Origin of the sequence: Variovorax paradoxus B4 (assembly GCF_000463015.1) — a bacterium.
Lineage (GTDB): Bacteria > Pseudomonadota > Gammaproteobacteria > Burkholderiales > Burkholderiaceae_C > Variovorax > Variovorax paradoxus_E.
Genome location: NC_022247.1, coordinates 3,100,048 through 3,125,831, shown reverse-complemented (window position 1 = coordinate 3,125,831; position 25,784 = coordinate 3,100,048). Strand labels below are relative to the sequence as shown.

Below are 25,784 nucleotides of genomic sequence, written 5' to 3'. Positions count from 1 at the left end.
TTATTTTTGCGCGCCGAACCAGGCCCAGAGGCCGGTACCCAGGCCGATCCAGATCGCCAGGATGAGTACCGCGCCTGCAATGCTTCGCGGCTTCGCACCTTGTTCCTTCATCCACTGGTCGGCGCGCTGACGGCATTCCTCGAGGACATCAGCGGGAATGAGCCGGATGTTCAGCCAGATCAGGCCGGGCAGCAGCAATGCGTCGTCGAGGTAGCCGAGAACGGGAATGAAATCCGGTATGAGGTCGATCGGACTCAGCGCATACGCGACGACGAATGCAGCAAGCAGCTTGGCGAACCAGGGCGTGCCTGGATGGCGGTAGGCAAACCACAAGGTCACGGCATCGCGCTTGATCCGCGACGCCCATTGCCTGATGCGTTGGAAAATGGCCATGCTCACACGCTGTCGAACCGGTGCGTTGCTTCGCGTGGTAAGGTGCACCTCGGCTTCAAAGCCGTCGCAACCCCGCAGATCCGCCTGTGATCCCCAGCAGCGAGTCGAATGCCGCGCTCATCAGGTTGGGTTTTGCGGCTCACCTCTACTGCCAACACGGTGTTATTGATTCGGTTGCTCCGCTTCTCGAGACTCTGCGCGATCATTCGTCGATGTACTGCGTCAGAATGGTGGAAAGCCGCTTCTCCACGAGCGGGTTGCTGCATCATTTCATGAGACGAAGCCCGTTCCATTTGTTCGAATCCGTGCCGCCGAAGAAAAGCGCTTCGCAGAATGTTCCGTCTCAGGATCAAGAAGCTGTGCGCGAACACGGTGGACAACCGTCGGTGCAGCCTGGCTTGGCTGCGACCGGCATCCGTGAGGGAGAACATCCCTCGATCATGTTCCCAGGGAAAAGAAAAAACCCCTGTAAATCGATGATTCACAGGGGTTTCAGCTTGGTAGGGGTGGTGCCCAGAAGAGGACTCGAACCTCCACGATGTTACTCGCTAGTACCTGAAACTAGTGCGTCTACCAATTCCGCCATCTGGGCCCACATAGCTGCCGAAGCAGTTATGTTTTGAATTTCAGGAAAGAGAGAATCATATCAAAAATAATGGCCATTCCAGCGGTCTGCTGGATGAATTTGAAGGAACTGTTCAAGGGCATCGCGACGGACACGGTTTCGTGCAGCGCGACGACGGCGAAGCCGACATCTATCTGCCCCCGAACGAGATGCGTGCGGTGCTGCACAAGGACCGCGTCAAGGCGCGTGTGGTGCGGCAGGATCGGCGCGGGCGTCCCGAGGGGCGGGTGGTCGAAATCGTCGAGCGCCCCGAGCAGCCGATCATCGGCCGCCTCCTGCATGAAGGCGGCGTCTGGCTCGTTGCGCCCGAAGACAAGCGCTATGGACAGGATGTACTGATTCCCAAGGGCGCAACCGGCCCCGCCAAGGTGGGGCAGGTCGTCGTGGTGCAGCTCACCGAGCCGCCAGCGCTGTTCGGCCAGCCGGTCGGGCGCGTGAAGGAGGTGCTGGGCGAGATCGACGATCCCGGCATGGAGATCGAGATCGCCGTGCGCAAGTACGGCGTGCCGCACGAGTTTTCCGAGGCCTGCCTGGCCGAAGCCAAGGCTTTGCCGGAGAAGGTTCGCCCGGCCGACAAGAAAGGGCGCATCGACCTGACCGACGTGCCGCTGGTCACCATCGACGGCGAGGACGCGCGCGATTTCGACGATGCCGTGTACTGCGAGCCCGCCAAGGTCGGCCGCGGCAAGGGCTGGCGCCTGCTGGTTGCCATTGCCGACGTCAGCGCCTATGTGCAGACCGGTTCGGCCATCGACATCGATGCCTACGACCGCGCCACCAGCGTGTACTTTCCGCGCCGCGTGATTCCGATGCTGCCGGAGAAGCTGTCGAACGGCCTGTGTTCGCTGAACCCCGAGGTCGAGCGCCTGTGCATGGTGTGCGACATGCTCGTGGCCGCCGACGGCGAGATCTACGCCTACCAGTTCTACCCGGCCGTGATGTTCAGCCATGCGCGCTTCACGTACACCGAAGTGGCTGCGATCCTTGGCAACACGCGCGGCCCCGAGGCGGCCAAGCGCAAGGACCGCGTCAAGGATCTGCTGAACCTGGCCGACGTCTACAAGGCGCTGCTCAAGCAACGCGGCAAGCGCGGCGCGGTCGACTTCGAAACCACCGAGACGCAGATCATCTGCGACGACGCGGGCCGCATCGAGAAGATCGTGCCCCGCACGCGCAACGAGGCGCACCGCCTCATCGAAGAGGCCATGCTCGCGGCCAACGTGTGCAGCGCCGATTTCATCGCCGAAGGCAAGCACCCGGGCCTGTTCCGCGTGCACGAAGGCCCGACGCCCGAGAAGAAGGAAATCCTGCGCGGCTACCTGAAAGCCATGGGCGTGGGTTTGAGCATCACCGACGACCCGCGGCCCGGTGAGTTCCAGGCGATTGCCGAAGCCACCAAGGAGCGCCCCGACGCGCAGCAGATCCACACCATGCTGCTTCGCTCGATGCAGCAGGCGATCTACACGCCCATCAACAGCGGCCATTTCGGCTTGGCGTACGAGGCCTACACGCACTTCACCAGCCCGATCCGGCGCTACCCCGACCTGCTGGTGCATCGCGTGATCAAGGCCATTCTCGGCAAGACGCGCTATCAGCTGCCGATGTTGCCGACGCCGGGCGAGGCGCACGCCAAGCTGGCCAAGCGGCTGGCCTCGCGCGTCAAGGCGCCGACCACCAAGCCGCAGAAAGCCACTGTCGCGCCAACCAAGGAAGTGCTGGCCTGGGAAGCGGCCGGCCTGCATTGCAGCGCCAACGAGCGCCGTGCCGACGAAGCCAGCCGCGACGTCGAAGCATGGCTCAAGTGCAAGTACATGCGCGAGCACCTGGGCGAGGAGTACGGCGGCGTCGTCACGGCGGCCACGACCTTCGGCATCTTCGTCACGCTCGATGCGATGTACGTCGAGGGCCTGGTGCACATCACCGAACTCGGCGGCGAGTACTTCAAGTTCGACGAAATGCGCCAGGAGCTGCGCGGCGAGCGCACCGGCATCCGCTACGCCATCGGCACCCGCGTGCGGGTGCAGGTGAGCCGCGTCGACCTGGATGGGCGCAAGATCGATTTCCGCCTCGTGCGCGAGGGGGAAGACCTCACGGCGCGAGCCATGAAGGACAAGGGCGCAGCCTCGGCTGGCGTGCCGGTCAAGGCATCGGCCAAGCGCAGTTCGCGTCACAAGGCCGAGGCCGTTCCCGAGCCGCGCGTCGATCGCAGCGCGGCCGTTGCCGCGGCGGGCCCCCAGTCGGCGATGCAGGCTTTCAAGTCGGCGGTCAAGAAGGCCGCCAACAAGATGAAGGGGCGCAAGCCGCGCCGCGCATGATGCGCAACGCAGCATTGCATCCCATCCATACAGACAAACCGAGAAGGAGACACCGAGCATGAGCGTGGAAAACAACAAGGGCCGCATCGCGATCGTCACGGGCGCCGGTAGCGGCATCGGCCGCGCCGCGGCACTGGCGCTGCTGGCCGATGGCTGGAGCGTGACCCTGGCGGGGCGCCGCCTCGAACCGCTGGAGCAGGTGGCGGAAGAGTCCGGCGCCGGCGCGCGCGCCTTCGCAGTGCCCACCGACGTGGCCAATGCGGAATCGGTGCAGGCGCTGTTCGCCGCTGCGGTGGAGCGCTTCGGCCGCGTCGACCTGCTGTTCAACAACGCCGGCGTGGGCAACCCCCCGGGTCCATTCGAAGACTGGACGCCCGAGCAGTGGCGCGGCGTGGTCGACATCAACCTGAGCGGCATGTTCTTCTGCATCCAGCAGGCGTTCCGCACGATGAAGGCGCAGACGCCGCGGGGCGGCCGCATCATCAACAACGGTTCCATCTCGGCCACCGCCCCTCGGCCCAATTCCGCGGCGTACACCGCGACCAAGCACGCAGTCGAGGGCCTGACCAAGACCGCTTCGCTCGATGGGCGCAAGTACGACATCGCGGTCGGCCAGATCGACGTGGGCAACGCCATGACGGAACTGGCCGCACGCATGGCCAAGGGCGTGCCGCAAGCCAACGGCGAACTCGCGATCGAGCCGCTGATGGACGTGAAGATCGTGGGCCAGTCGGTGCTCTACATGGCGAACCTGCCGCTGGAGGCCAACGTGCTGTTCCATACCGTCATGGCGACGAAGATGCCCTTCGTCGGGCGCGGCTAGGATCTCGTCAGCAGGGCACCTGGCGCGCCAGCGCGCCGGCCGTCAGCGGGGGTGCACCGGCCGGCCAGGTGTCGGCGATGTGGCCGTGGCGCCAGACGGCTTCCCGGGCTGCTTCGAATGCCGGCCGCTGCGTCGCCAGTGCGGCGCCGATCATTCCCGCCAGCACATCGCCCGTGCCGGCGGTTGCGAGCCTGGCGTTGCCGGTCAGGTTGAGTACCGGTGGCGTGCTGCCGTCACCGGCGATCACTGTTCCCGAGCCCTTGAGCACGGCGACCACGCCGTAGCGCGACGCGAGCTGGCGGGCTGCTGCCAGCCTGTCGGCCTGAACGTCGGCGGCCGTGCAATTCAGCAGGCGTGCGGCTTCGAGCGGGTGCGGGGTGATCACCGTCGGCCTTCCGCGGCGGGCGCGCGATGCCAGCTGGGCCTGCAGCGCGCCGTCGTTCGCGATGGCGTTCAACGCGTCGGCGTCGAGCACCAGCGCTGCCGCCGTCGCCAGCACACGGGGTAGCACCGCACGGATGTCCGCGCCGCCACCGCATCCGCAGACCGCCGTCATGCCTGAGAGATCGAGCGCCTTGGCGTCTCGCAGCATCAGTTCGGGTTGCGCCAGGTCGACCGCGGCCGCGTCCGGGTCGAGCAGTCCGACGAACACGCGTCCGGCGCCCGCATGCAGCGCGGCAGATCCGGCCAGCAGCGCGGCGCCCGCCATGCCGGGTGCGCCGCCGATCACCGCGACATCGCCATAGTTGCCCTTGTGCGAGGCATGGCTGCGCGGCGCGTCCGCCGGTGCACCCGCCAGGCGCGCGGCCGGCGACTCGGCGGTGCCGCTGCAACCCAGGTCGTCGAACCAGACCGTGCCCGCCGCGTCGCGGCCTTTCGCCGTGAACAGGCCGGGCTTGAGGGTCAGGAAGGTCAGACAGAAGCGGGGCGAAAGAGCACCCGGATGAGGCGTGGCGCTTGAAGCGCCGGTGTCGGCATTCAGCCCCGAAGGCACGTCGACGCTGAGTACTGGCGAGGCCATCGCATGCATCTGCCGCAGCCAATCGGCCATGGCATTCGCGAGTGGCCGGGTGGCCCCGATGCCGAGCAGTGCGTCGATCGCCAGGTCCCAGGTGGCCGGCGGCTCCGGCGCGAAGATCACGCCGGCATCCCGGGCCCGTTGCAGCGACGCCCTGGCATCCGGCGGCAGCCGGTCTTCATCGCCCGCGAACGTGACGATCGGCAGGAAGCCGCGGTGCTGCAACTGCGCGGCAGCCTCGAAGCCATCGCCGCCGTTGTTGCCCGGTCCGCAGGCAATCCATATCGTTCGCGCATGCGGCGCAACCGCCATCGCCAGCCGCGCCACGGCCAGACCTGCCCGCTGCATCAGGGTGTGATGGGGCAGGGCGGCTGCCGCTGCCTGTTCGATGCGACGCGTTGCCGCGATATCGAACAGGTCGGCGACGGTGGCGGACGTGATGCATTGCATGGGTCGATTCTGCCCCGCCTGGCGCGTACGCAGCCGCTGCGGCCGGGTGTGCCTTGCTTATTGAGCGAGCCGCTCGATGCCCAGGCCTTCGAGGTCGACGCCCGCATCGCGGCCGCCGACCAGGTCGGCCACCACGCGTGCGCTGCCGCATGACAGCGCCCATCCGCTCGAACCGTGGCCCAGATTGAGCCAGACGCCCGGCACGCCGCTGGCGCCGAGCACCGGTGGGCCGTCGGGCAGCATCGGACGCGCGCCCTTCCACTGCTGCACGCCCGACTGCAGTGTTGCAGCGCCCGGAAACCAGTCGTGCAGCACTTTGTAGAGCGTTTGCACCGCGGAGGGATTCATGGTGTCCAGAGAGCCGCCGATCTCCGCACTGCCGGCCACGCGCACGCGCTGGCCCAGGCGCGAGATCGCGACCTTGTAGCGCTCGTCCATCACGGCGCTGCGCGGCGCGTTGAGCGATTCGCGGATCGGCGCGCTGATCGAGTGGCCGTACACCGGTGCCAGCGGAATCCGCAGGCCGAGCGGCCGCAGCAGCGAGGCCGAGGCAAGACCGGCGCACACCACCACGGCATCGAAGCGCAGCGGAGGCGAGCCGCTCGCGAGCGAAATGGAGGTGGGCTGCGCGCGGCTCAGCGGCGCAATGTCGCAATTGAAATGGAACTGGGCGCCGAGCGCCTCGGCTTCCCACTTGAGAAGCAGCGCGAACTGGCGGCAGTTGGCTACTTCGTCCTCGGGCAGGTGGATCGCACCCGCGAGCGCCGTGTCGGTGTTGAGCGCGGGCTCGATGCGGCGGGCCTCGTCGGCGTCCACTTCCCTGAAGACGCTGCCCGCCGCGCGCAGCACGTCGAGCCCCGGCTGGACCATTTTCTTCTCGCGCTTGGAGCGCAGCAGCACGAGGTAGCCGTCGCTGCGTTCGTAGCTCAGCTCGCGCGCTTCGGTCACCTCGTGCAACCGGGTGCGGCTGTAGAACGCCAGGCGCTGCATGCGGGCGCGGTTGGCCAGGTAGGTTTCGAGCTTGCAGGCTTTCTGCCAGCGCGCCATCCAGCCGAGGTCGCGCGAACTCAGCGGCCAGCGCAGCTTGATGGCGCCGTGCGGGGACAGCAGCGAGCGCAGCACCTTGGCGCGCATGCCCGGCGCCGCCCACGGCGTGACATAGCCCGGCGCGACCACCCCGGCATTCGCAAAACTGGCTTCCTCGGCCGCAGCGCCGCGGCGCTCGAACACGGAAACTTCATGGCCGTCCGAAACCAGTTCCCAGGCGGTTGTGACGCCGATGATGCCGGCGCCCACGATCGCGATTTTCATTGAATTTTTGAGTAAGAAGAGATGGCCGGCACCCGTCGATCGGTGCGTGAAGCTATTGTTTTTGCAGCGCTCGTTCCGCTTGCAGGGCGACCGCCAGAACGGCGTCGTCGTGCAGCGAGGCATGCCACAGCATCAGGCCCACCGGCAGTTCGCCAACGGCCTGGCAGGGCAGCGAGAGGGCGCAGCCGTCGAGCATGTTGATGATCGAGGGGTTGCGCAGCAGCAATGCATTGATGCGGAAGAATTCGTCGTCGCGCTCGGCGCCCGGCGCGACGCTCGCAATGGCGGGCGCGGTGATCGGTACGGTGGGCGACAGCACCGCGTCGAAGGGCGACAGCGCTGCTTCGACGCGGGCGATCCAGGCCTGCCGGGCATGCATGAGATCGATGTATTCGTGTGCCTTCATGGTGGCGCCCCTGAGGATGCGCTGGGCCACGCGGGGGTCGTAGCCGGCGCCGCTGCGCTCGAGCAGCAGCCGGTGCCAGGCGTAGGACTCGGCCGCCGAAAAACCGCCCGTGGCATTGATGGCCTGCAGCTCCGCGAGCTCCGGCAGCTGGATCTCCTCGATCCGGGCGCCGGCGTCGTGCAGTGTTTGCAGCGCATTGTCGAAAGCCCGCGCCACCGCGGGCTCGATGCCGTCGAAGAACACGTTCTTCACGACGGCAAGCCGGTATGCCCCCAGGGAGGCCGCACCGGCGGTCACACGGCGTGCCGCGAGGATTTCGTGCGCCGTGACGGCGTCGCGGACCGAGCGCGTCATGGCACAGACGGTGTCGAGCGTGGTCGACAGCGGCAGGGCGCCTTCGGTCGGCACCAGCCGGGCAGTGCTCTTGAAACCCACGATGCCGTTCAGCGCGGCGGGAATGCGGATCGAGCCGCCCGTGTCCGAGCCCAGGCCGATGAATGCCGCCCCGGTGGCGACCGAGACGGCGGCGCCGGAGGACGAGCCTCCCGGGATGCGCGGCGTGGCCGCGTCGCTCGCGTTGGCCGGCGTGCCGTGGTGCGGGTTGACTCCCACGCCGGAGAACGCAAACTCCGTCATGTTGGTGCGGCCCGTCAGCACGCCGCCCGCGGCGCGCAGCCGCGCCACGGACACTGCATCGGCCTTGGCGGCCGGCGCGTGCGAGAGCGCCACGGAGCCCGCCGGGGTTGGCTGGCCCTCGATGTCGAACAGGTCCTTGGCGGTGAAGGCGAGTCCGGCGAGCCTGCTTTGCGGCACCGATCGGGCGACCTGCCGGCGGGCTTCGTCGAAGAGTGTGCGGGTGAAGACGTGGCTGCAGGCCGGGGACTGGGCGATGCCGATGGCGCGCTCCATTTCGGTGCATGCATCGGTGCCACCTGCCAGAACATTCAGACGGGTGGCGTGGAGGTCGTTCATGGGTGGGCTGCGAGGGCGCGGACGGCTCGGTTCCGGGGTGGGGCAAGGAGAAAGGACAGAGAGGGCCGTGCTATACTCTTTGGGTTTCGCTGAACATGTGACGGCTTTCGTCGCACCCAGCCAAACACATCCGCAAACCGGCCCAATCAAGGTGTTGTGACTCCATTCGAAGGAGGCACAAAACGGGCTGGATTTTAGACCCAACCTTTGGAGTAATTTTCAATGTCTACCACCATGCGCGAAATGCTGGAAGCCGGTGTCCACTTCGGTCACCAAACCCGCTTCTGGAACCCCAAGATGGCCCCGTACATCTTCGGCCATCGCAACAAGATTCACATCATCAACCTGGAAAAATCGCTCCCGATGTTCCAGGACGCGATGAAGTACGCCAAGCAACTCACGGCTAACCGCGGCACGATCCTGATGGTCGGCACCAAGCGTCAGGCCCGTGAAATCGTGGCTGCCGAAGCTCGCCGCGCCGGCGTGCCTTTCGTCGATACCCGCTGGCTCGGCGGCATGCTGACCAACTTCAAGACCGTCAAGACCTCGATCAAGCGCCTGAAGGACATGAAGGCCCAGCAAGAAGCAGGCCTCGACAGCCTGAGCAAGAAAGAGCAGCTCACGTTCTCGCGCGAGATCGAGAAGCTCGAGAAGGACATCGGCGGCATCCAGGACATGACCGCGCTGCCCGATGCCATCTTCGTGATCGACGTGGGCTTCCACAAGATCGCCGTGGCGGAAGCCAAGAAGCTGGGCATTCCGCTGATCGGCGTGGTCGACTCCAACCATTCGCCCGAAGGCATCGACTATGTGATTCCGGGTAACGACGACTCGTCGAAGGCCGTCACGCTCTACGCTCGCGGCATCGCCGACGCGATCATCGAAGGCCGCAACAGCGCCACCGGTGACGTGGTCAAGGCCATCGCCGAAGGCAGCGGCGACGAATTCGTCGAAGTCGAAGAGGGCGCCTCGGCCTGATCGAGTGCTCTCACGCGCCTGAAGAAGGGGCTTTGGTGCCCCTTTTTTTTAATCTGATTTTTTGGACACGGAGATAGAACAATGGCTGCAATCACCGCAAGCATGGTCGGCGAACTGCGCGCAAAGACCGACGCGCCGATGATGGAATGCAAGAAGGCCCTGACCGAGGCCGACGGCAACATGGAAAAGGCCGAAGAGTTGCTGCGCATCAAGCTCGGCAACAAGGCTGGCAAGGCATCGGGCCGCATCACTGCCGAAGGCGTGGTCACGGCGTTCGTCGAAGGCTCGGCCGGCGGCATGATCGAGATCAACTGCGAAACCGACTTCGTCACCAAGAACGACAGTTTCCTGGCCCTGGCCAACGCTGCCGCGATGCTGGTCGCCAAGCACAACCCCGCGGACATCGCTGCGCTGGGCGCGCTGCCCTATGAGCAGGACGGCTTCGGCCCCACGCTCGAGGACGTGCGCAAGGGCCTGATCGGCAAGATCGGCGAGAACATGAGCTTCCGCCGCTTCAAGCACTTTGGCGGCAACGGCAAGCTGGCTTCGTACCTGCACGGCACGCGCATCGGCGTGATGGTCGAGTTCGAAGGCGACGATACCTCGGCCAAGGACGTCGCGATGCACATCGCCGCCATGAAGCCGGTTGCCATTTCGGCCGCTGACGTGCCTGCCGACTTGATCGAAAAAGAGCGTGCCGTGGCCGCCGGCAAGGCCGAGGAAGATCGCAAGACGGCCGAAGCCGAAGGCAAGAAGCCGCAGCCTGCCGACATCGTTGCCAAGCGCATCGAAGGCGGCGTGCAGAAGTACCTCAAGGAAGTCTCGCTGCACAACCAGCCGTTCGTGAAGAACGACAAGCAGACCGTCGAGCAGATGCTCAAGGCCGCCAACACCAGCATCAAGGGCTTCACCCTGTATGTGGTCGGCGAAGGCATCGAAAAGAAGGTCGACGACTTTGCCGCCGAAGTTGCAGCCCAGGTGGCTGCCGCCAAGGCCGCCGCGTAAAAACTGTTACGCCCCAAAGCGACGGCGCACGCGTGTGTGCCGCCGTTTTTTCACCGCCTCGTTCTACACTCGCCCCCGCCAACCCAAGTAAGGAAATTGCCCATGTCTGATCCCCGCCCAGCCCACAAGCGAATCTTGTTGAAGCTGTCGGGCGAGGCGTTAATGGGGGACGATGCCTTTGGTATTAATCGCGCCACCATCGTTCGCATGGTCGAAGAGGTGGCGGAAGTGGTGAACATGGGTGTCGAGGTCGCCGTCGTGATCGGTGGCGGCAACATCTTCCGCGGCGTCGCGGGAGGCTCGGTCGGCATGGACCGCGCCACGGCCGACTACATGGGCATGCTGGCCACCGTCATGAATTCGCTGGCCCTGGCCGACGCCATGAACAAGCAGGGGCTGGTGGCGCGCGTCATGTCCGCCATCGCGATCGAGCAGGTGGTCGAACCCTACGTGCGCCCCAAGGCGCTGCAGTACCTCGAAGAGGGCAAGGTCGTGGTGTTTGCCGCGGGCACCGGCAATCCGTTCTTCACCACCGACACGGCCGCCGCGCTGCGCGGGGCCGAGATCGGTGCCGAACTGGTGCTCAAGGCCACCAAGGTCGACGGTGTCTATTCCGCCGATCCGAAGACCCATCCCGATGCAACGCGCTATGCGTCGCTCACTTTCGACGAGGCGATCGCGAAGAATCTCGGCATCATGGACGCCACGGCCTTCGCGCTGTGCCGCGACCAGAAGCTGCCGATCAAGGTGTTCTCGATTTTCAAGAACGGTGCGCTCAAGCGCGTCGTCATGGGCGAGGACGAGGGCACGCTGGTGCATGCCTGAGGAGTAATTTGAGATGACGACCCCCACCATTGCAGAAATCCGCAGCGCGACCGACGCCAAGATGAACCAGTCGCTCGCTGCGTTCCAGAACAACCTCACCAAGATCCGTACCGGCCGTGCCAACTCCGCGCTGCTCGACTCGATCCACGTCGAGTACTACGGCTCGCAGGTGCCGCTGAGCCAGGTGGCCAACGTGTCGGTGCTCGACTCGCGCACGATCAGCGTCCAGCCCTGGGAAAAGGGCATGGGCGCCAAGATCGAGAAGGCCATCCGCGAAAGCGACCTGGGCCTGAACCCCGCCTCGATGGGCGACCTGATCCGCGTGCCGCTGCCTGCCATGAGCGAGGAGCGCCGCAAGGAAATGACCAAGCTGGTCCGCAACGAAGGCGAAACCGCCAAGATCGCCACGCGCAACCTGCGCCGCGATGCGAACGAATCGGTCAAGAAGCTGGTCAAGGAAAAGCTCGCCTCCGAGGACGACCAGAAGCGCGCCGAAGCCGAAATCCAGAAGGTCACGGACCGCCACATCGCGGAAATCGACCGCCTGGTCGCGGCCAAGGAAGCGGAGATCATGGCCGTTTGAGGCTGCGCATGGCCTCGTCTTCGCTGCAGATTCCCCACCACATTGCCATCGTCATGGATGGCAACGGACGCTGGGCCACGCGGCGATTCCTGCCTCGCGTGGCAGGACACAAGCAGGGCGTCGAGTCGCTGAGGCGCTGCGTCAAGGCGTGTGTCGATCGCGGCGTGGGCGTTCTCACGGTCTTCGCGTTTTCGTCGGAGAACTGGAACCGTCCGCCCGAAGAAGTTTCGGGGCTGATGGAAATCATGGTGGGTGCACTCGCGCGCGAAGTGCCCAAGCTGAGCCGCGACGGCGTGCAGCTGCATTTCGTCGGCGAGCGCGCAGGCCTCTCCAAGAAAATGGTGCAAGGCCTGGTCGACGCCGAGACCGCCACCGCGCAGAACACCAAGCTGATCCTGAACGTCTGCTTCAACTACGGCGGCCGATGGGACATTGCCCGCGCCGCAGCCAGGCTGGCCGAGCAGGGCGAGGCGCTCACCGAAGCGAATCTCGACCGCGCCATGGCCCTGGCGCACGTGCCCGATCCCGACCTTCTCATTCGCACCGGCGGCGAGCAGCGCCTGTCGAACTTCCTGCTGTGGCAGAGCGCGTACGCGGAACTCTTCTTCAGCGACAAGCTTTGGCCCGAGTTCGACCCGGCCGAGCTGGATGCGGGAATTGCCGCATTTCAGGCGCGCGAGCGGCGTTTCGGCAAGACCTCCGCGCAGATCACGGCCGGCAGCGGCTCCTCACCCGATCGCCAGTTGGCCTGAGGGCCTCACGGTCCGCCCCTCCAGCCGCATGCTCAAACAACGCATCCTCACGGCCATCGTCCTGTTGGCGATCCTGCTGCCGGCACTCTTCTACCCGTCGCACGTTCCTTTCGCCTGCGTGATGCTGGTGTTGATCGGTGCCGGCGCATGGGAGTGGGGCCGGCTCAACGGCTATGGCCAGCGGCTGTCGGTCTTCCTCGGCCTGGAAACGGTGGCGCTGTGTGCGCTTTCGTGGTGGCTCGGCCTGCTTGATCGGTCGCTGTTGCTCATGTGGCTGCTGGCCAGTGCGGCCTGGGTGCTCGGTGGGGCCGCGCTGCTGCGGGTGGCCGTGCCGGGCTGGCCGCGCATTCCCCGTGGGCTGCGGTTGGTCGGGGGGCTGCTGGCGCTCTGGGTGGCGTGGCTGGCAGCGGTGCAGGCACGCATGGTCGGCATCAACTTCCTGCTCTCCATCCTCGTGCTGGTCTGGGTGGCGGACGTTTTCGCCTATTTCACGGGCCGCGCTTTCGGCCTCAAGTTCACGCGCAGCAAGCTCGCGCCCGCCATCAGCCCCGGCAAGAGCTGGGAAGGCGTATGGGGCGGCATGGCGGGCGTCGTGGTGCTGGCCTTTGCCTGGGTCTGGGCCGACAGGGCTGCCGGCGCGACGGTGGCAAGCCTCTACACCCGGCTGTACGAGCGCGGCTGGTGGCTGCTGCTTGTCGGGGTGCTGTTTCTCGCTGCAATCAGCGTTGTTGGCGACCTGGTCGAATCGCTGATCAAGCGCAGTGCCGGCGCCAAGGACAGCAGCAGCCTGCTGCCGGGCCATGGCGGCGTGCTCGACCGCGTGGATGCCCTCTTGCCGGCACTTCCCATTGCATTGATGCTGGCTTTCTTGTGAACACACCCAAACAACGCATCACGGTGTTGGGCTCGACCGGGTCGGTCGGCGTTAGCACGCTCGATGTCATTTCGCGGCACCCCGACCGTTTCGAGGTCTTCGCGCTTTCGGCATCGACCAAGGTCGACGAAATGCTGGCGCAATGCGCACGGTTTTCGCCGCGGTATGCGGTCATGGCGAGCGCGCCGCATGCGGCGCTGCTGGCGGAAAAGATAGAACAAAACAATCTCGGCACAAAGGTGCTGAGTGGTGATGATGCTATCGAAAGGATAGCATCTCATGAGGAGGTCGACGCCGTGATGGCCGCCATCGTGGGGGCTGCGGGCCTCGGGCCTTGCCTGGCCGCGGCGCGCGCCGGCAAGCGGCTCCTGCTGGCCAACAAGGAGGCGCTGGTGGTTGGCGGCGAGCTGTTCATGCGCACCGTGCGCGACGGCGGTGCCACGCTGCTGCCGATCGACAGCGAGCACTCGGCCATCTTCCAGTCGCTGCCCGAGGATCCGTCGACCTGGCCGCGCCGCATCGACAAGATCATTCTTACGGCTTCGGGCGGCCCGTTCCGCACGCGCGCGCCCGATACGCTGGGTACGGTCACGCCCGAGCAGGCCTGCGCGCATCCGAACTGGGTCATGGGCCGCAAGATCTCGGTCGATTCCGCCACCATGATGAACAAGGCGCTCGAGGTGATCGAGGCGCGCCATCTGTTCGGCGTCCTGCCCGAGCAGATCGAGGTGGTCATCCATCCACAGAGCGTGGTGCATTCGATGGTCCAGTTCACCGATGCCTCGGTCATTGCCCAGCTGGGGACGCCCGACATGCGGGTGCCCATCGCTGTCGGCCTGGCCTGGCCCGAGCGCATCGAGAGCGGCGCGGCGCGCCTCGACTTCCGCCAGATGGCGTCGCTGAGCTTCGACGCTCCCGATGCGGCGCTGTTCCCGGGACTGGGCTTGGCCTGGCATGCGCTGCGTGCGGCGCCCGGGACCACGGCGGTCCTCAATGCTGCCAACGAAGTCGCGGTCGAGGCCTTTCTTGATCGGCGACTGCGCTTCGACCGCATTCATGCGGTCAACATGGAAACTTTGGAAGCCGTCAGCCCCTCCAAGCCCGCATCGCTGGCCGATCTGCTGGCGCTCGACGCCAGTGCCCGGGCGGCCGCCAATGCCGCGGCACTGCGCTTCGCGGCCTGACGCTCCCGCCAACAGAGGATCCGGATGCTCACCGTTATTGCTTTCGTGGTTGCACTCGGCGTCCTGATTGCCGTGCACGAATACGGCCACTACCGCGTCGCCGTCGCTTGCGGCGTCAAGGTGTTGCGGTTCTCGGTCGGCTTCGGCAAGACGCTGTACCGCTGGCAGCCCAGGCGCCAGCACCCGGGCCAGGAAACCGAGTTCGTCATCGGCGCTTTTCCCTTCGGCGGCTACGTCAAGATGCTCGACGAGCGCGAGGGGCCGGTTGCGCCGGAGGACCGGCACCGCGCCTTCAATACGCAGCCGCTGCGCTATCGCGCGTCCATCGTTGCCGCCGGGCCGATTGCCAATCTGCTGCTCGCCGTGGTGCTCTACACGGCCGTCAACTGGATCGGGGTCGAGGAGCCCGTTGCCAAGCTGGCGCGTCCGGTGGCGGCATCGCTGGCGGAAGCGGCGGGGCTGCGCGGCGGCGAGCACATCACGCGCGCCGGCTTCGAAGGCGACCTGGAGCCCGTGCAGTCGTTCGAGGACCTGCGCTGGCGCATGACGCGCGGCGCGCTCGACGGCCGCGACCTGACGCTCGAAGTGGCGGGCGAGGGTGGCCGGCCCGGTCGGCAGGTCGTGCTGCCGTTGAGTCTCATGGAGGCCAAGGACGCCGACCCGCAGATGTTCCGCAAGATCGGCGTGCTCGCACCGCTGACGCGGCCCGAGATCGGCCAGGTGATGGCCGGCAGCGCGGCAGAGCGTGCGGGCCTTCGCAGCGGCGACGTGGTCCGCAGCGTCGGCAATGTGCCCGTCGTCGACGGACAGCAGCTGCGCGAGCTGATCCGCACCTCGATCGACGGCGACCAGCCACGCCCGCAGACCTGGCAGGTGCAGCGCGGCAGCCAGTTGATCGAACTCGAAGTCAGGCCCGAACTGCGCGAGGAGGGCGCCGTGAAGGTCGGCCGCATCGGCGCCTATGTCGGCGCGCCGCCCGAAATGGTGACAGTGCGGCAAGGCCCCGTGGACGGTGTCTGGCGCGGCATCGTCCGCACCTGGGAGGTGTCGGCACTGACCGTCCGCATGATGGGCAAGATGGTGATCGGCGAAGCCTCGCTCAAGAATCTGAGCGGGCCGCTCACGATCGCCGACTATGCGGGCAAGTCCGCGAGCCTCGGGCTGACCCAGTACCTGGTGTTCCTTGCGCTGATCAGCGTGAGCCTTGGCGTGCTCAATCTCATGCCGCTGCCGGTCCTCGATGGAGGACACCTGATGTATTATCTTTGGGAGGGCCTGACCGGCAAGAGCGTCTCTGACGCCTGGATGGAACGGCTTCAGCGCGGCGGTGTCGCTTTGCTGCTGGTCATGATGTCGGTTGCACTCTTCAACGACGTCACGCGGCTCTTTGGTTAACTTTCTGCCGGCCCTTTCCGCGCCGGCCCAATTCACAGATGAACACAAACTTCAGTCGCTTTCGCCTGCGTAGCGTTGCCGCGGTAGTGGCCAGCGCGTTGGCGGCCACGGCAGCCTGGGCCGTCGAGCCCTTCACGGTGCGTGACATTCGCGTCGAAGGCTTGCAACGCGTCGAGCCCGGCACGATCTTCGCATCGTTGCCGCTGCGTGTGGGCGATACCTACAGCGACGAGCGCGGATCGGCTGCCATCCGTGCGCTGTTCGACCTGGGGTTGTTCAAGGACGTGCGCATCGACGTCAACGGCAACGTGCTGGTGGTAATCGTCGAAGAGCGGCCCACCATTGCCGATGTCGATTTCGTCGGCACCAAGGAGTTCGACAAGGCCGCGCTCCAGAAGGCGCTGCGCGAAGTGGGCCTGGCCGATGGCCGCCCGTACGACAAGGCGCTGGCCGACCGTGCCGAGCAGGAGCTCAAGCGCCAGTACGTGAGCCGCAGCCTCTACAACGCGCAGGTCGTGACCACGGTCACACCTATCGAGCGCAACCGCGTCAATCTCACGTTCACCGTCACCGAGGGCGATTCCGCGCGCATTCGCGAAGTGCGCGTGGTCGGCAACAAGGCCTTCAGCGAATCGACGCTGCTGAGCCTGTTCGACCAGGACAGCGGCGGTTTCATGAGCTGGTACACCAAGTCCAACCAGTACTCGCGCTCGAAGCTCAACGCCGACCTGGAAACGCTTCGCTCGTACTACATCACGCGCGGCTACCTCGAATTCCGCATCGATTCGACCCAGGTCGCCATCTCGCCGGACCGCCAGGACCTGTCGGTGACCGTCAACATCACCGAAGGCGAGAAGTTCGTGGTGGCCGGCGTCAAGCTCGACGGCAACTATCTCGGCCGCGACGAGGAGTTCAAGTCCCTCGTGACCATCAAGCCCGGCGAGCCCTACAACGGCGAGCAAGTCACCGAAACCACCAAGGCCTTCACCGACTATTTCGGCACCTTCGGCTATGCGTTTGCACGCGTGCAGGCACGCCCGGAAATCGACCGCGTCAACAACCGCGTGACGCTGACCCTGCAAGCCGAACCCTCGCGCCGCGTCTACGTGCGCCGTGTGGCCGTGGGCGGCAACGCGAAGACGCGCGACGAAGTCATCCGGCGCGAATTCCGCCAGTTCGAGGCCTCGTGGTACGACGGCGACAAGATCAAGCTTTCGCGCGACCGCGTGGACCGTCTGGGCTTCTTCACCGAAGTGAACGTCGAGACCCAGGAAATCCCGGGTTCGCCCGACCAGGTCGACCTGGTCATCAACGTGGCGGAGAAGCCCACCGGCAGCCTGCAGCTCGGCGCGGGCTACTCCAGCGCGGAAAAGGTGGCTCTGACCTTCGGCATCTCCCAAGAGAACGTTTTTGGTTCCGGCAACTTCCTGGGCGTGCAGGTCAACACCAGCAAGTACAACCGCACGCTGTCGCTGACCACCACCGATCCGTACTTCACGAAGGACGGCATCTCGCGCACGATCAGCGTCTATCACACCACCACGCGCCCGTATTCGACCACCCTCGATGGCGACTACAAGCTGGTCAACCAGGGCGCTTCGATCCGCTTCGGCGTGCCGTTCAGCGAAGTCGACACGGTCTTCTTCGGCGTCGGGCTCGAGCGCTATGCGTTCGATCCGAACTCGTCGACCTCGTTCTCGGGGCTCTTCACGCCGGCGTCCTACCTCAATTACTTCCAGTGCTCCAAGGATGCGACCGGCTGGTTCGTGACCGAGTGCAACCAGAAGAGCGTATGGGGTGTTCCGCTGACCATCGGCTGGGGCCGCGACAACCGCGACAGCGCGCTGGTCCCGACCACCGGGCGCCTGCAGCGTGCCAACCTGGAGCTGGGCGTCGGCGGCGACATGAAGTACGTCAAGACGAACTACCAGTACCAGCAGTTCTTCCCGATCAACAAGCAATACACGTTTGCGATCAACGCAGACGTCGGCTATGCCAAGGCGCTTGGCGGCAAGGTCTACCCGATCTTCAAGAACTTCTATGCCGGCGGCCTGGGTTCCATCCGCGGCTTCGAGCAGAACTCGCTCGGCCCGCGCGATGTGCCGCTCTTCGGGCAAACCGAAGGCGCCGCACTGGGCGGCACCAAGAAGGCCATCTTCAACGCCGAGCTGAGCACGCCGTTCCCTGGTGCGGGCAATGACCGCACCCTGCGCCTGTACGGCTTCTTCGACGTCGGCAACGTGTTCGGCTCGCGCGCCGCCGGCCTGACCGACGAGCAGTACAAGGCACAGAAGAAGCTGCGCGCTTCCGTGGGCCTCGGGGTCAGCTGGATCTCGCCGCTGGGCCCTCTGCGTCTTGCCTACGCCATCCCCATCAAGTCCCAAAAGGAAGTGCTGGATCCGAATACCGGCTTCGTCCTGATCCCGAAGGATAGAATTCAGCGCTTGCAATTCCAGATCGGAACGTCTTTCTAAATGAAGCATTTGATTCGCGCCGCCGCTGGCGCGTTGTTGATCCCCGTTTTCGCGCTGGCTGCCGCGCCTGCTGCCCAGGCGCAGGAAACCTTTCGCATCGGCTTCGTGAATCCGGATCGCGTGCTGCGCGAGGCGCAGCCGGCCAAGGCTGCGCAAGCCAAGCTCGAGGCTGAATTCCTCAAGCGCGAAAAGGATCTCACGACGCAGGGCGAAGCCCTGAAGACGGCCTCCGAACGGTTCGAGCGCGAAGCTCCCACCTTGTCCGAAAGCCAGCGCACCGCACGCCAGCGCGCACTTGTCGACCAGGACCGCGATTTCCAGCGCCGCCGCCGCGAGTTCCAGGAAGATCTCAATGCGCGCAAGAACGAAGAGCTCCAGCAGGTCTACGAACGTGCCAACCGCGTCGTGAAGCAGGTGGCCGAGGCTGAAAAGTACGATGCCATCCTGCAGGAGGCGATCTACATCAATCCCAAGCACGACATCACCGACAAGGTGATCAAGGCCCTGAACGCCTCGACCGCTGCTCCTTCGGCCGGCAAGTAACGCCGCGAATCGGCGTGGGACTGCAGCTCGGAGCCATTGTCAGCGCCCTTGGGGGCGAGCTCCACGGGGACCCGGCGCTGTCCATCGAACGGCTTGCGCCGCTCCAGAATGCACAGCCTGATGCGCTCAGCTTCCTGAGCCATCCCAAATACCAGCAGGAACTGGCGGCCTCCAAGGCCGCCTGCGTGATCGTCGCGCCGGCCATGCGCGAGGCCGCGGCCGCGCGCGGGGCGTTCATCGTTGCGGCGGACCCCTACCTTTATTTCGCGCGCCTCACGCAGTTGTGGAAGGCGCATCACGCGCGGCCCGAGGCCGACCGCATCCATCCCTCCGCGGTGATCCATCCCGAGGCCCTGGTAGACGCCACGGCGCGCATCGGCGCCCTGTGCGTGGTGGAGCGGGGCGCGCGCGTCGGCGCCGGCACGGTCCTCAAGTCGCGCGTGACGATCGGCGAAGACTGCGTGGTCGGCGAGCGCTGCCTGCTGCATCCGGGTGTGGTGATTGGCGCGGACGGCTTCGGCCTGGCGCCGCACGAGGGCGCCTGGGTCAAGATCGAGCAGCTGGGCGCTGTGCGCATCGGCAACGACGTCGAGATCGGCGCCAACACCTGCATCGACCGCGGCGCGCTCGACGACACCGTCATCGACGACGGCGTCAAGCTCGACAACCTGATCCAGATCGGCCACAACGTGCGTGTAGGCAAGCACACCGCCATGGCCGGCTGCGTTGGCGTGGCGGGCAGCGCCATCATCGGCGCGCACTGCACCTTTGGCGGCGGTGCAATCGTGCTGGGTCATCTCACGGTGGCCGACAGAGTTCACGTTTCGGCGGCGACCGTGGTTACCCGCTCGATCCGCAAGGCCGGCCAGTACACCGGCATGTTCCCCATCGACGACAATGCGAACTGGGAAAAGAACGCGGCAACGCTCAAGCAGTTGCACAGCCTGCGCGAACGGCTCAAGGCGCTGGAAAAAGCCCCTCAGAAAAAGTGAAGACGATGCAGGAACAGAAAATCATGACGACGACGCTCGATATCCATCAAATCCTCAAGCTGCTGCCCCACCGTTACCCGTTCCTGCTGGTGGATCGCGTGCTGGACATGGAGAAGGGCAAGCGCATCACGGCGCTCAAGAACGTGACGATGAACGAGCCGTTCTTCAATGGCCACTTCCCCCACCGTCCGGTGATGCCGGGCGTGCTCATGCTCGAAGCCATGGCGCAGGCGGCCGCACTGCTGTCGTTTCATTCGCTCGACATCGTGCCCGATGACAACACGGTCTATTACTTTGCGGCCATCGACGGCGCGCGCTTCAAGCGCCCCGTGGAGCCCGGCGACCAGCTCACGCTCGAAGTCGAAATCGAGCGCATGAAGGCCGGCATCTCCAAGTTCAAGGGCCGCGCGCTGGTGGGCAGCGAACTGGCCTGCGAGGCCACGCTGATGTGCGCGATGCGCCAGATCAACTGATCTTGCGGCGGTTACGACAAGGCATGACGCAGGTTCATCCCACAGCACTCATCGACCCGAAGGCACAGCTGGACGCCTCCGTTTCGGTCGGGCCCTACACCGTGATCGGTCCGCACGTGCGGGTTGGCGCCGGCACGACCATCGGTGCGCATTGCGTGATCGAAGGGCGCACCACCATCGGCCGCGACAACCGGATCTTTCAGTTTTCCTCGCTCGGCGCGGTGCCGCAGGACAAGAAATACGCCGGCGAACCCACTGAACTGGTCATCGGCGACCGCAACGTCATCCGCGAGTTCTGCACCTTCAACCTCGGTGTGCCGGGCGCGGGCGGCATCACGCGGGTGGGCAACGACAACTGGATCATGGCGTACACGCACATTGCGCACGACTGCCGTGTCGACGACCACACCACGCTGGCCAACAACACCACGTTGGCCGGCCACGTGCATCTGGCCGACTGGGTCACGATCGGCGGCCTGACGGGCATCCACCAGTTCGTCTCGGTCGGCGCCCATGCCATGGTCGGCTTTGCCAGCGCCGTATCGCAGGACGTACCCCCCTTCATGCTGGTCGACGGCAATCCGCTGGCGGTGCGCGGCTTCAATGTCGTGGGCCTGCGCCGCCGCGATTTTTCGGCGCCCCGCCTGGCCGCGGTGAAGCAGATGCATCGCCTGCTGTACCGGCAGGGCAAGACGCTCGAAGAGGCGCGCGCCGGCATCGCCGCACTGGCCGCCGAGACGCCGGAGGCGGCCGAGGACGTGGCGCTCATGGAGCGCTTCCTGGCCAACTCGACGCGCGGCATCGCGCGTTGAAGTAGACAGCCGCCATGGGCACGGACGAACAGCGACGGTTCGCGCTGGTCGCGGGGGAAGCTTCCGGCGACTTGTTGGCGGGCCTTCTTCTCGACGGCCTGCAGGCGCGTTGGCCATCGCTCCAGACCGTGGGCATCGGCGGGCCCCGCATGCTCGCACATGGGCTCCAGAGCTGGTGGCCGCAGGAAAAGCTCGCGGTGCGCGGCTACATCGAGGTGCTGCGCCACTATGCCGAGATCGCCGGCATCCGCCGCCAACTCAAGGCGCGGCTGCTGCGCGAATGGCCCGAACTCTTCATCGGCGTCGATGCTCCCGATTTCAATCTCGACCTCGAAGCCGGACTGCGCAGCCGCGGCATGAAGACCGTGCACTTCGTCTGCCCGTCGATCTGGGCCTGGCGCGCCGACCGCATCGAAAAGATCCGGGCCGCGGCCGACCACGTGCTGTGCATCTTTCCGTTCGAGCCGGCGCTGCTGGCCGGGCATGGCGTGCAGGGCAGCTACGTCGGCCATCCGCTGGCCAATGTGATCCCCATGGCCCCAGACCGCGGCGCGGCCCGCGCAGCATTGGGCCTTGCGCCGGATGCACAGGTCGTGGCCTTGCTGCCCGGCAGCCGCCGTTCGGAAGTGCGCTACCTTGCTGCCCGGTTCTTCGCCGCCGCGGCGCAGATGTTGAAGGTGCGGCCCGCGCTCCGGTTCGTCGCGCCCATCCTGCCGGGGCTGCGCGTCGAGGTCGAGGCCTTGCTGCAGGCCAGCGGCGCAGCGGGGCGGGTGATGCTGCTCGATGGTCAGTCGCATGCCGCGCTGGCGGCCTGCGACGTGACCCTGATCGCCAGCGGCACCGCTACGCTCGAGGCCGCGCTGTTCAAGCGGCCGATGGTCATCGCGTACAACATGAACGCGCTTTCATGGCGCCTGATGCAGCGCAAGCAACTCCAGCCCTGGGTCGGCCTGCCCAACATCCTGTCCCGCGAATTCGTGGTGCCCGAGCTGCTGCAGGAGGCCGCCACGCCCCAGGCGCTGGCCACTGCCACACTGGCCTGGCTCGACGCGCCCGAAAAAACCCGGGCGCTGCAACGAAAATTTTCAGAGCTGCACGTGCAACTGCAGCGCGATACGCCCACACTTTGCGCCGATGCGATCCAGAAAGTTCTTGAAGGCTGAGCAGGCGGCCCTCGTGTGGGATGCGCCAGGCCTCGTTGCGGGCGTCGACGAGGCGGGCCGCGGCCCGCTGGCCGGCCCGGTCGTGGCGGCGGCCGTCATCCTCGACGACCAGCGCCCGATCCGTGGCCTGGCCGATTCCAAGACGCTCACGGCCCTGCAGCGCGAACGCCTGCACGACCAGATTCTTGCCAAGGCCCTGTGCTGCTCGGTGGCGCAGGCCACAGTCGAGGAAATCGACACCCACAACATCCTGCAGGCCACCATGCTCGCCATCCGCCGAGCGGTCGAGGGCCTGCGCCTGAAGCCCGCCAAGGTGCTGGTCGACGGCAATCGCCTGCCGACGCTGGACGTGCTGGCCGAGGCCATCGTCAAGGGCGATGCGCGGGTCAAGGCGATTTCCGCCGCCTCGATCCTGGCCAAGGTCCACCGCGACCGGCTGTGCGAGCAATTGCATAGCGAATTTCCGCACTACGGCTTTGCTGGCCACAAGGGCTACGGCACGCCGGAGCATCTGGAGGCGCTGCAGCGCCATGGCGCGTGCATTCATCACCGCAGGTCATTCAGTCCGGTGGCTGCGGCGCTGGCACGCACCGCGGCTGGTTCGGCGGCGCTCGTGCTCGACGCCGCGATGCCGGCCCCTGCGGAAATCGCAACGGCCGAGACCACCGTGCACCTCGACCTGCGCGCCGCGCCCTGAACCGAACATGACCAGCCCAATCGGCGCGAGCCACATCAGTTCGCGCGACAACCCGCTGCTCAAGGACCTGCGCAAGCTGGCTCAGGATCCGGGCGCCTACCGCAGGCTGGGCCGTGTCTGGCTCGAAGGCGACCATCTCTGCCGGGCAGCGCTCGCGCGCGGCATCCGGCCCGCCATTGCCGTTTTTTCAGAGTCTTTTTGGCCGTCAGCTCCCGCCGAGTGGGCGAATTCTGCTATCAAAACAGTAGTCGTCGACGACGATCTGCTGCGGGCGGTCAGCGGCCTGGAGTCGCCTGCGCCCATGGGATTCGTGCTCGAGCTCCCGCCGCGGCCGGCGCTGTTGCCCGACGCGCCGAGCGTCGTGCTCGACCGCCTGCAGGACGCTGGCAACGCCGGTTCCATCCTGCGCAGTGCGGCGGCCTTCGGATTCAAGCAGGTGATCGCACTCAAGGGCACCGTGGCGCTGTGGGCGCCGAAGGTGCTGCGCGCCGGCATGGGCGCGCATTTCGGCCTTCGATTGATCGAAGGCGTGGAAGCCGATGCGCTCGACGAACTGAAGGTGCCGCTGGTGGCCACCAGTTCCCATCGGGGCGACTGGCTGCACCAGGCAAGGCTGCCGCATCCTTGCGCATGGTTGCTGGGGCACGAAGGGCAGGGCGTTTCGCCCGCGCTGGAAGCCCGCGCCGGCCAGCACATCCGGATCGCGCAGCCAGGCGGCGAGGAGTCGCTGAACGTGGCGGCCGCGGCGGCGATCTGCCTGCACGCGAGCGGCGCGGCCGGGCTTGCACAGACGAGTTCCTGAGTTTCGAATGCCGCAAAGGCATGGGCTGCGAATGTTTTCCGGCCTTGCGAGCCGAGAGGGCGATGCCGCCGAGCTACAATCGGGGGCTTACTCGCAATAGCGTCGCCCGGCCGCCTTTAACGCCAAAATCCCCTTAAGCAGCAGTCCGCAGGCAACGCGCCTGGGGCTCCGGGCGACCGTAACCATCCGGAGAACCCAGTGCTTTTGTCTCTCAAGGGAAGTTTCCCGCCCGCCATCCTGGCGCTCGCAGACGGCACGGTCTTTCAAGGCAATTCGATCGGAGCCACCGGCTCCACGACCGGCGAGGTGGTGTTCAACACCGCCATGACCGGTTACCAGGAAATCCTCACCGACCCGAGTTATTGCCAGCAGATCGTGACGCTCACGTATCCGCACATCGGCAACTACGGGGTCAACGGGGAAGACATCGAAGCCGACAAGATCCATGCCGCGGGCCTGATCATCAAGGACCTGCCGCTGGTCGCGTCCAATTTCCGCAAGACCGCCACGCTGAGCGAATACCTCGTGGCCGGCAAGACGGTGGCGATCGCGAACATCGACACCCGCAAGCTCACCCGCCACCTGCGCACCCATGGCGCGCAGAACGGCTGCATCCTGGGCCTGGCCGCGGGCGAGACCGTGACGCAAGCGCTGATCGACAAGGCCGTTGCCGCAGCCAAGGCTGCGCCCGACATGGCCGGGCTCGACCTGGCCAAGGTGGTGTCGGTCCAGCAGACCTACGAATGGACCGAAACCGAGTGGAAGCTGGGTGCCGGCTACGGCGTGCAGATCACGCCGAAGTTCCACGTGGTGGCTTTCGACTACGGTGTCAAGAAGAACATCCTGCGCATGATCGCCCAGCGTGGCGCCCGCATCACCGTGGTGCCGGCGCAAACAACGGCGGCCGATGTGCTCAAGCTCAAACCCGACGGCATTTTCCTGGCCAACGGCCCGGGCGACCCGGAGCCCTGCGACTACGCCATCAGCGCGGTCAAGGAACTCATCGAGACCGGCATTCCCACCTTCGGCATCTGCCTGGGCCACCAGATCATGGCGCTGGCTTCGGGCGCCAAGACCTTCAAGATGAAGTTCGGCCACCACGGCGCGAACCATCCGGTGAAGGACCTGGACAACGGCCGCGTGAGCATCACCAGCCAGAACCACGGCTTCGCGGTCGACGAGAAGTCGCTGCCCGCCAATCTGCGCCCCACCCACATCAGCCTGTTCGACAACACGCTGCAGGGCCTCGCGCGCACCGACAAGCCGGCGTTCTGCTTCCAGGGCCACCCGGAAGCTTCGCCCGGCCCGCACGACATCGGCTACCTGTTTGACCGCTTCACTGCGCTCATGGAGCAGGCACGTGGCTGATGCACCCGCGGTGCTCGACGTCTCGGTGCTCGCCGCATTGCGCGATGCCGAGGGCAAGATCTATGTGCTGCGCGGCCTCAGGGTCATGCTGGCGCAGGACCTTGCTGCGCTCTACGGCGTCGAGACCCGGGTGTTGTTGCAGGCCATGCGCCGCAACCTCGATCGTTTTCCGGCGGATTTCGCCTTCACCCTCGAGAACCACGACCTCGATGCTTTGAGATCACAACTTGTGATCTCAAAGCCCGAGAAGCCAGGCTCGGGCGGCGCGCGCTACCGGAGCGTGGCCTTCACCGAGCAGGGCGTGGCCATGTTGTCGAGCGTGCTGCGCAGCGAACGCGCCGTGGCCGTCAACATCGAGATCATGCGTACCTTCGTCAAGCTGCGCAGCATGCTGTCGGAGCACGCCGATCTCAAGCGCAAGCTGAATGCGCTGGAACAGCGATACGACCAGAACTTTCGCGATGTATTCAACGCGATCCATCAACTGATGGATGAGCCGAAGCCGGGCGCCTACAGCGGCCGCGGCATCGGTTTCACCAAGGACAAATAAG

24 protein-coding genes and 1 tRNA gene are annotated in these 25,784 nt (G+C 65.9%); 20 read left to right on the top strand and 5 right to left on the bottom strand.

Annotated elements, in window-relative coordinates; genetic code table 11:
• Together VAPA_RS14570 and VAPA_RS14565 are read right to left on the bottom strand one after the other, a co-directional pair.
• Positions 1 to 393 (bottom strand): YkvA family protein, encoded by a 393-nt coding sequence (locus tag VAPA_RS14570; RefSeq protein WP_021007540.1) that lies wholly within the window; start codon positions 391 to 393, stop codon positions 1 to 3.
• Between the two features lie 507 nt (positions 394 to 900).
• A tRNA-Leu gene (locus VAPA_RS14565) sits at positions 901 to 985 on the bottom strand.
• 80 nt (positions 986 to 1,065) lie between these two features.
• Between VAPA_RS14565 and rnr the strand changes: the two genes are divergently transcribed.
• Together rnr and VAPA_RS14555 are read left to right on the top strand one after the other, a co-directional pair.
• Positions 1,066 to 3,333, top strand: a complete 2,268-nt coding sequence (gene rnr, locus VAPA_RS14560) for a ribonuclease R (RefSeq protein ID WP_051255326.1) — start codon at positions 1,066 to 1,068, stop codon at positions 3,331 to 3,333.
• A gap of 58 nt (positions 3,334 to 3,391) precedes the next feature.
• Positions 3,392 to 4,156, top strand: a complete 765-nt coding sequence (locus VAPA_RS14555; RefSeq protein ID WP_021007538.1) for an SDR family oxidoreductase — start codon at positions 3,392 to 3,394, stop codon at positions 4,154 to 4,156.
• A 7-nt stretch (positions 4,157 to 4,163) separates the two neighbouring features.
• Here VAPA_RS14555 and VAPA_RS14550 read toward each other — a convergent pair whose 3' ends face one another.
• From VAPA_RS14550 to VAPA_RS14540, 3 genes are read right to left on the bottom strand one after another with little or no spacing between them, the layout of a single operon-like run.
• Positions 4,164 to 5,624 (bottom strand): NAD(P)H-hydrate dehydratase, encoded by a 1,461-nt coding sequence (locus VAPA_RS14550; RefSeq protein ID WP_021007537.1) that lies wholly within the window; start codon positions 5,622 to 5,624, stop codon positions 4,164 to 4,166.
• Between the two features lie 57 nt (positions 5,625 to 5,681).
• Positions 5,682 to 6,935: a D-amino acid dehydrogenase gene (locus VAPA_RS14545; protein WP_021007536.1), complete on the bottom strand. Its 1,254-nt coding sequence runs from the start codon at positions 6,933 to 6,935 to the stop codon at positions 5,682 to 5,684.
• Positions 6,936 to 6,987: 52 nt separating this feature from the next.
• Positions 6,988 to 8,313, bottom strand: coding sequence for an amidase (locus VAPA_RS14540; protein ID WP_021007535.1), 1,326 nt, complete (start codon positions 8,311 to 8,313; stop codon positions 6,988 to 6,990).
• A 222-nt stretch (positions 8,314 to 8,535) separates the two neighbouring features.
• On the opposite strand from VAPA_RS14540, the gene rpsB reads away from it, so the two are divergent.
• From rpsB to VAPA_RS14450, 18 genes are all read left to right on the top strand, one after another.
• Positions 8,536 to 9,291: a 30S ribosomal protein S2 gene (gene rpsB, locus VAPA_RS14535; RefSeq protein WP_021007534.1), complete on the top strand. Its 756-nt coding sequence runs from the start codon at positions 8,536 to 8,538 to the stop codon at positions 9,289 to 9,291.
• 81 nt (positions 9,292 to 9,372) lie between these two features.
• The gene (gene tsf, locus VAPA_RS14530; RefSeq protein WP_021007533.1) at positions 9,373 to 10,296 is read left to right on the top strand and encodes a translation elongation factor Ts; all 924 of its coding nucleotides are present in this window, start codon (positions 9,373 to 9,375) and stop codon (positions 10,294 to 10,296) included.
• Positions 10,297 to 10,398: 102 nt separating this feature from the next.
• The gene (gene pyrH, locus VAPA_RS14525; RefSeq protein ID WP_021007532.1) at positions 10,399 to 11,121 is read left to right on the top strand and encodes a UMP kinase; all 723 of its coding nucleotides are present in this window, start codon (positions 10,399 to 10,401) and stop codon (positions 11,119 to 11,121) included.
• Between the two features lie 13 nt (positions 11,122 to 11,134).
• Complete coding sequence (gene frr / locus VAPA_RS14520; RefSeq protein ID WP_021007531.1) at positions 11,135 to 11,704, top strand: ribosome recycling factor; 570 nt, start codon at positions 11,135 to 11,137, stop codon at positions 11,702 to 11,704.
• Positions 11,705 to 11,712: 8 nt separating this feature from the next.
• Positions 11,713 to 12,456 (top strand): polyprenyl diphosphate synthase, encoded by a 744-nt coding sequence (gene uppS / locus VAPA_RS14515; RefSeq protein WP_021007530.1) that lies wholly within the window; start codon positions 11,713 to 11,715, stop codon positions 12,454 to 12,456.
• 28 nt (positions 12,457 to 12,484) lie between these two features.
• Positions 12,485 to 13,330 carry a phosphatidate cytidylyltransferase gene (locus VAPA_RS14510; RefSeq protein WP_021007529.1) on the top strand — a complete coding sequence of 282 codons (846 nt, stop codon included), beginning with the start codon at positions 12,485 to 12,487 and terminating at the stop codon, positions 13,328 to 13,330.
• Positions 13,327 to 14,514, top strand: a complete 1,188-nt coding sequence (ispC, locus tag VAPA_RS14505) for a 1-deoxy-D-xylulose-5-phosphate reductoisomerase (protein ID WP_021007528.1) — start codon at positions 13,327 to 13,329, stop codon at positions 14,512 to 14,514. Before VAPA_RS14510 ends, ispC begins: the two co-directional genes overlap by 4 nt.
• A gap of 24 nt (positions 14,515 to 14,538) precedes the next feature.
• A complete protein-coding gene (gene rseP / locus VAPA_RS14500) occupies positions 14,539 to 15,909 on the top strand; it encodes an RIP metalloprotease RseP (protein WP_021007527.1) in 1,371 nt (456 codons plus the stop codon).
• 38 nt (positions 15,910 to 15,947) lie between these two features.
• Positions 15,948 to 18,383, top strand: coding sequence for an outer membrane protein assembly factor BamA (bamA, locus tag VAPA_RS14495; RefSeq protein ID WP_021007526.1), 2,436 nt, complete (start codon positions 15,948 to 15,950; stop codon positions 18,381 to 18,383).
• Entirely contained in the window at positions 18,384 to 18,926 is a 543-nt protein-coding gene (locus VAPA_RS14490; protein ID WP_021007525.1) for an OmpH/Skp family outer membrane protein, read from the top strand.
• Positions 18,927 to 18,940: 14 nt separating this feature from the next.
• A complete protein-coding gene (gene lpxD, locus VAPA_RS14485) occupies positions 18,941 to 19,918 on the top strand; it encodes a UDP-3-O-(3-hydroxymyristoyl)glucosamine N-acyltransferase (protein ID WP_021007524.1) in 978 nt (325 codons plus the stop codon).
• A gap of 23 nt (positions 19,919 to 19,941) precedes the next feature.
• Complete coding sequence (fabZ, locus tag VAPA_RS14480; RefSeq protein ID WP_021007523.1) at positions 19,942 to 20,391, top strand: 3-hydroxyacyl-ACP dehydratase FabZ; 450 nt, start codon at positions 19,942 to 19,944, stop codon at positions 20,389 to 20,391.
• A 23-nt stretch (positions 20,392 to 20,414) separates the two neighbouring features.
• Positions 20,415 to 21,203: an acyl-ACP--UDP-N-acetylglucosamine O-acyltransferase gene (lpxA, locus tag VAPA_RS14475; RefSeq protein ID WP_021007522.1), complete on the top strand. Its 789-nt coding sequence runs from the start codon at positions 20,415 to 20,417 to the stop codon at positions 21,201 to 21,203.
• 14 nt (positions 21,204 to 21,217) lie between these two features.
• Complete coding sequence (gene lpxB / locus VAPA_RS14470) at positions 21,218 to 22,366, top strand: lipid-A-disaccharide synthase (protein ID WP_021007521.1); 1,149 nt, start codon at positions 21,218 to 21,220, stop codon at positions 22,364 to 22,366.
• Complete coding sequence (rnhB, locus tag VAPA_RS14465) at positions 22,338 to 23,063, top strand: ribonuclease HII (protein ID WP_021007520.1); 726 nt, start codon at positions 22,338 to 22,340, stop codon at positions 23,061 to 23,063. Before lpxB ends, rnhB begins: the two co-directional genes overlap by 29 nt.
• Positions 23,064 to 23,070: 7 nt before the next feature.
• Positions 23,071 to 23,865 carry a TrmH family RNA methyltransferase gene (locus VAPA_RS14460; protein WP_021007519.1) on the top strand — a complete coding sequence of 265 codons (795 nt, stop codon included), beginning with the start codon at positions 23,071 to 23,073 and terminating at the stop codon, positions 23,863 to 23,865.
• 198 nt (positions 23,866 to 24,063) lie between these two features.
• On the top strand, positions 24,064 to 25,233 hold the full coding sequence (gene carA, locus VAPA_RS14455; RefSeq protein WP_041946119.1) for a glutamine-hydrolyzing carbamoyl-phosphate synthase small subunit: 1,170 nt from the start codon (positions 24,064 to 24,066) through the stop codon (positions 25,231 to 25,233).
• Between the two features lie 10 nt (positions 25,234 to 25,243).
• The gene (locus tag VAPA_RS14450) at positions 25,244 to 25,783 is read left to right on the top strand and encodes an ORF6N domain-containing protein (RefSeq protein WP_230558873.1); all 540 of its coding nucleotides are present in this window, start codon (positions 25,244 to 25,246) and stop codon (positions 25,781 to 25,783) included.
• Position 25,784: the final 1 nt, after the last annotated feature.

Coding starts and splice junctions, on each gene's coding strand:
- VAPA_RS14570 (WP_021007540.1), bottom strand. CDS start 393: ATGGCCATTTTCCAACGCATCAGGCAATGGGCGTCGCGGATCAAGCGC.
- VAPA_RS14555 (WP_021007538.1), top strand. CDS start 3,392: ATGAGCGTGGAAAACAACAAGGGCCGCATCGCGATCGTCACGGGCGCC.
- VAPA_RS14550 (WP_021007537.1), bottom strand. CDS start 5,624: ATGCAATGCATCACGTCCGCCACCGTCGCCGACCTGTTCGATATCGCG.
- VAPA_RS14545 (WP_021007536.1), bottom strand. CDS start 6,935: ATGAAAATCGCGATCGTGGGCGCCGGCATCATCGGCGTCACAACCGCC.
- VAPA_RS14540 (WP_021007535.1), bottom strand. CDS start 8,313: ATGAACGACCTCCACGCCACCCGTCTGAATGTTCTGGCAGGTGGCACC.
- rpsB (WP_021007534.1), top strand. CDS start 8,536: ATGTCTACCACCATGCGCGAAATGCTGGAAGCCGGTGTCCACTTCGGT.
- tsf (WP_021007533.1), top strand. CDS start 9,373: ATGGCTGCAATCACCGCAAGCATGGTCGGCGAACTGCGCGCAAAGACC.
- pyrH (WP_021007532.1), top strand. CDS start 10,399: ATGTCTGATCCCCGCCCAGCCCACAAGCGAATCTTGTTGAAGCTGTCG.
- frr (WP_021007531.1), top strand. CDS start 11,135: ATGACGACCCCCACCATTGCAGAAATCCGCAGCGCGACCGACGCCAAG.
- uppS (WP_021007530.1), top strand. CDS start 11,713: ATGGCCTCGTCTTCGCTGCAGATTCCCCACCACATTGCCATCGTCATG.
- VAPA_RS14510 (WP_021007529.1), top strand. CDS start 12,485: ATGCTCAAACAACGCATCCTCACGGCCATCGTCCTGTTGGCGATCCTG.
- rseP (WP_021007527.1), top strand. CDS start 14,539: ATGCTCACCGTTATTGCTTTCGTGGTTGCACTCGGCGTCCTGATTGCC.
- bamA (WP_021007526.1), top strand. CDS start 15,948: ATGAACACAAACTTCAGTCGCTTTCGCCTGCGTAGCGTTGCCGCGGTA.
- VAPA_RS14490 (WP_021007525.1), top strand. CDS start 18,384: ATGAAGCATTTGATTCGCGCCGCCGCTGGCGCGTTGTTGATCCCCGTT.
- fabZ (WP_021007523.1), top strand. CDS start 19,942: ATGACGACGACGCTCGATATCCATCAAATCCTCAAGCTGCTGCCCCAC.
- lpxA (WP_021007522.1), top strand. CDS start 20,415: ATGACGCAGGTTCATCCCACAGCACTCATCGACCCGAAGGCACAGCTG.
- lpxB (WP_021007521.1), top strand. CDS start 21,218: ATGGGCACGGACGAACAGCGACGGTTCGCGCTGGTCGCGGGGGAAGCT.
- rnhB (WP_021007520.1), top strand. CDS start 22,338: ATGCGATCCAGAAAGTTCTTGAAGGCTGAGCAGGCGGCCCTCGTGTGG.
- VAPA_RS14460 (WP_021007519.1), top strand. CDS start 23,071: ATGACCAGCCCAATCGGCGCGAGCCACATCAGTTCGCGCGACAACCCG.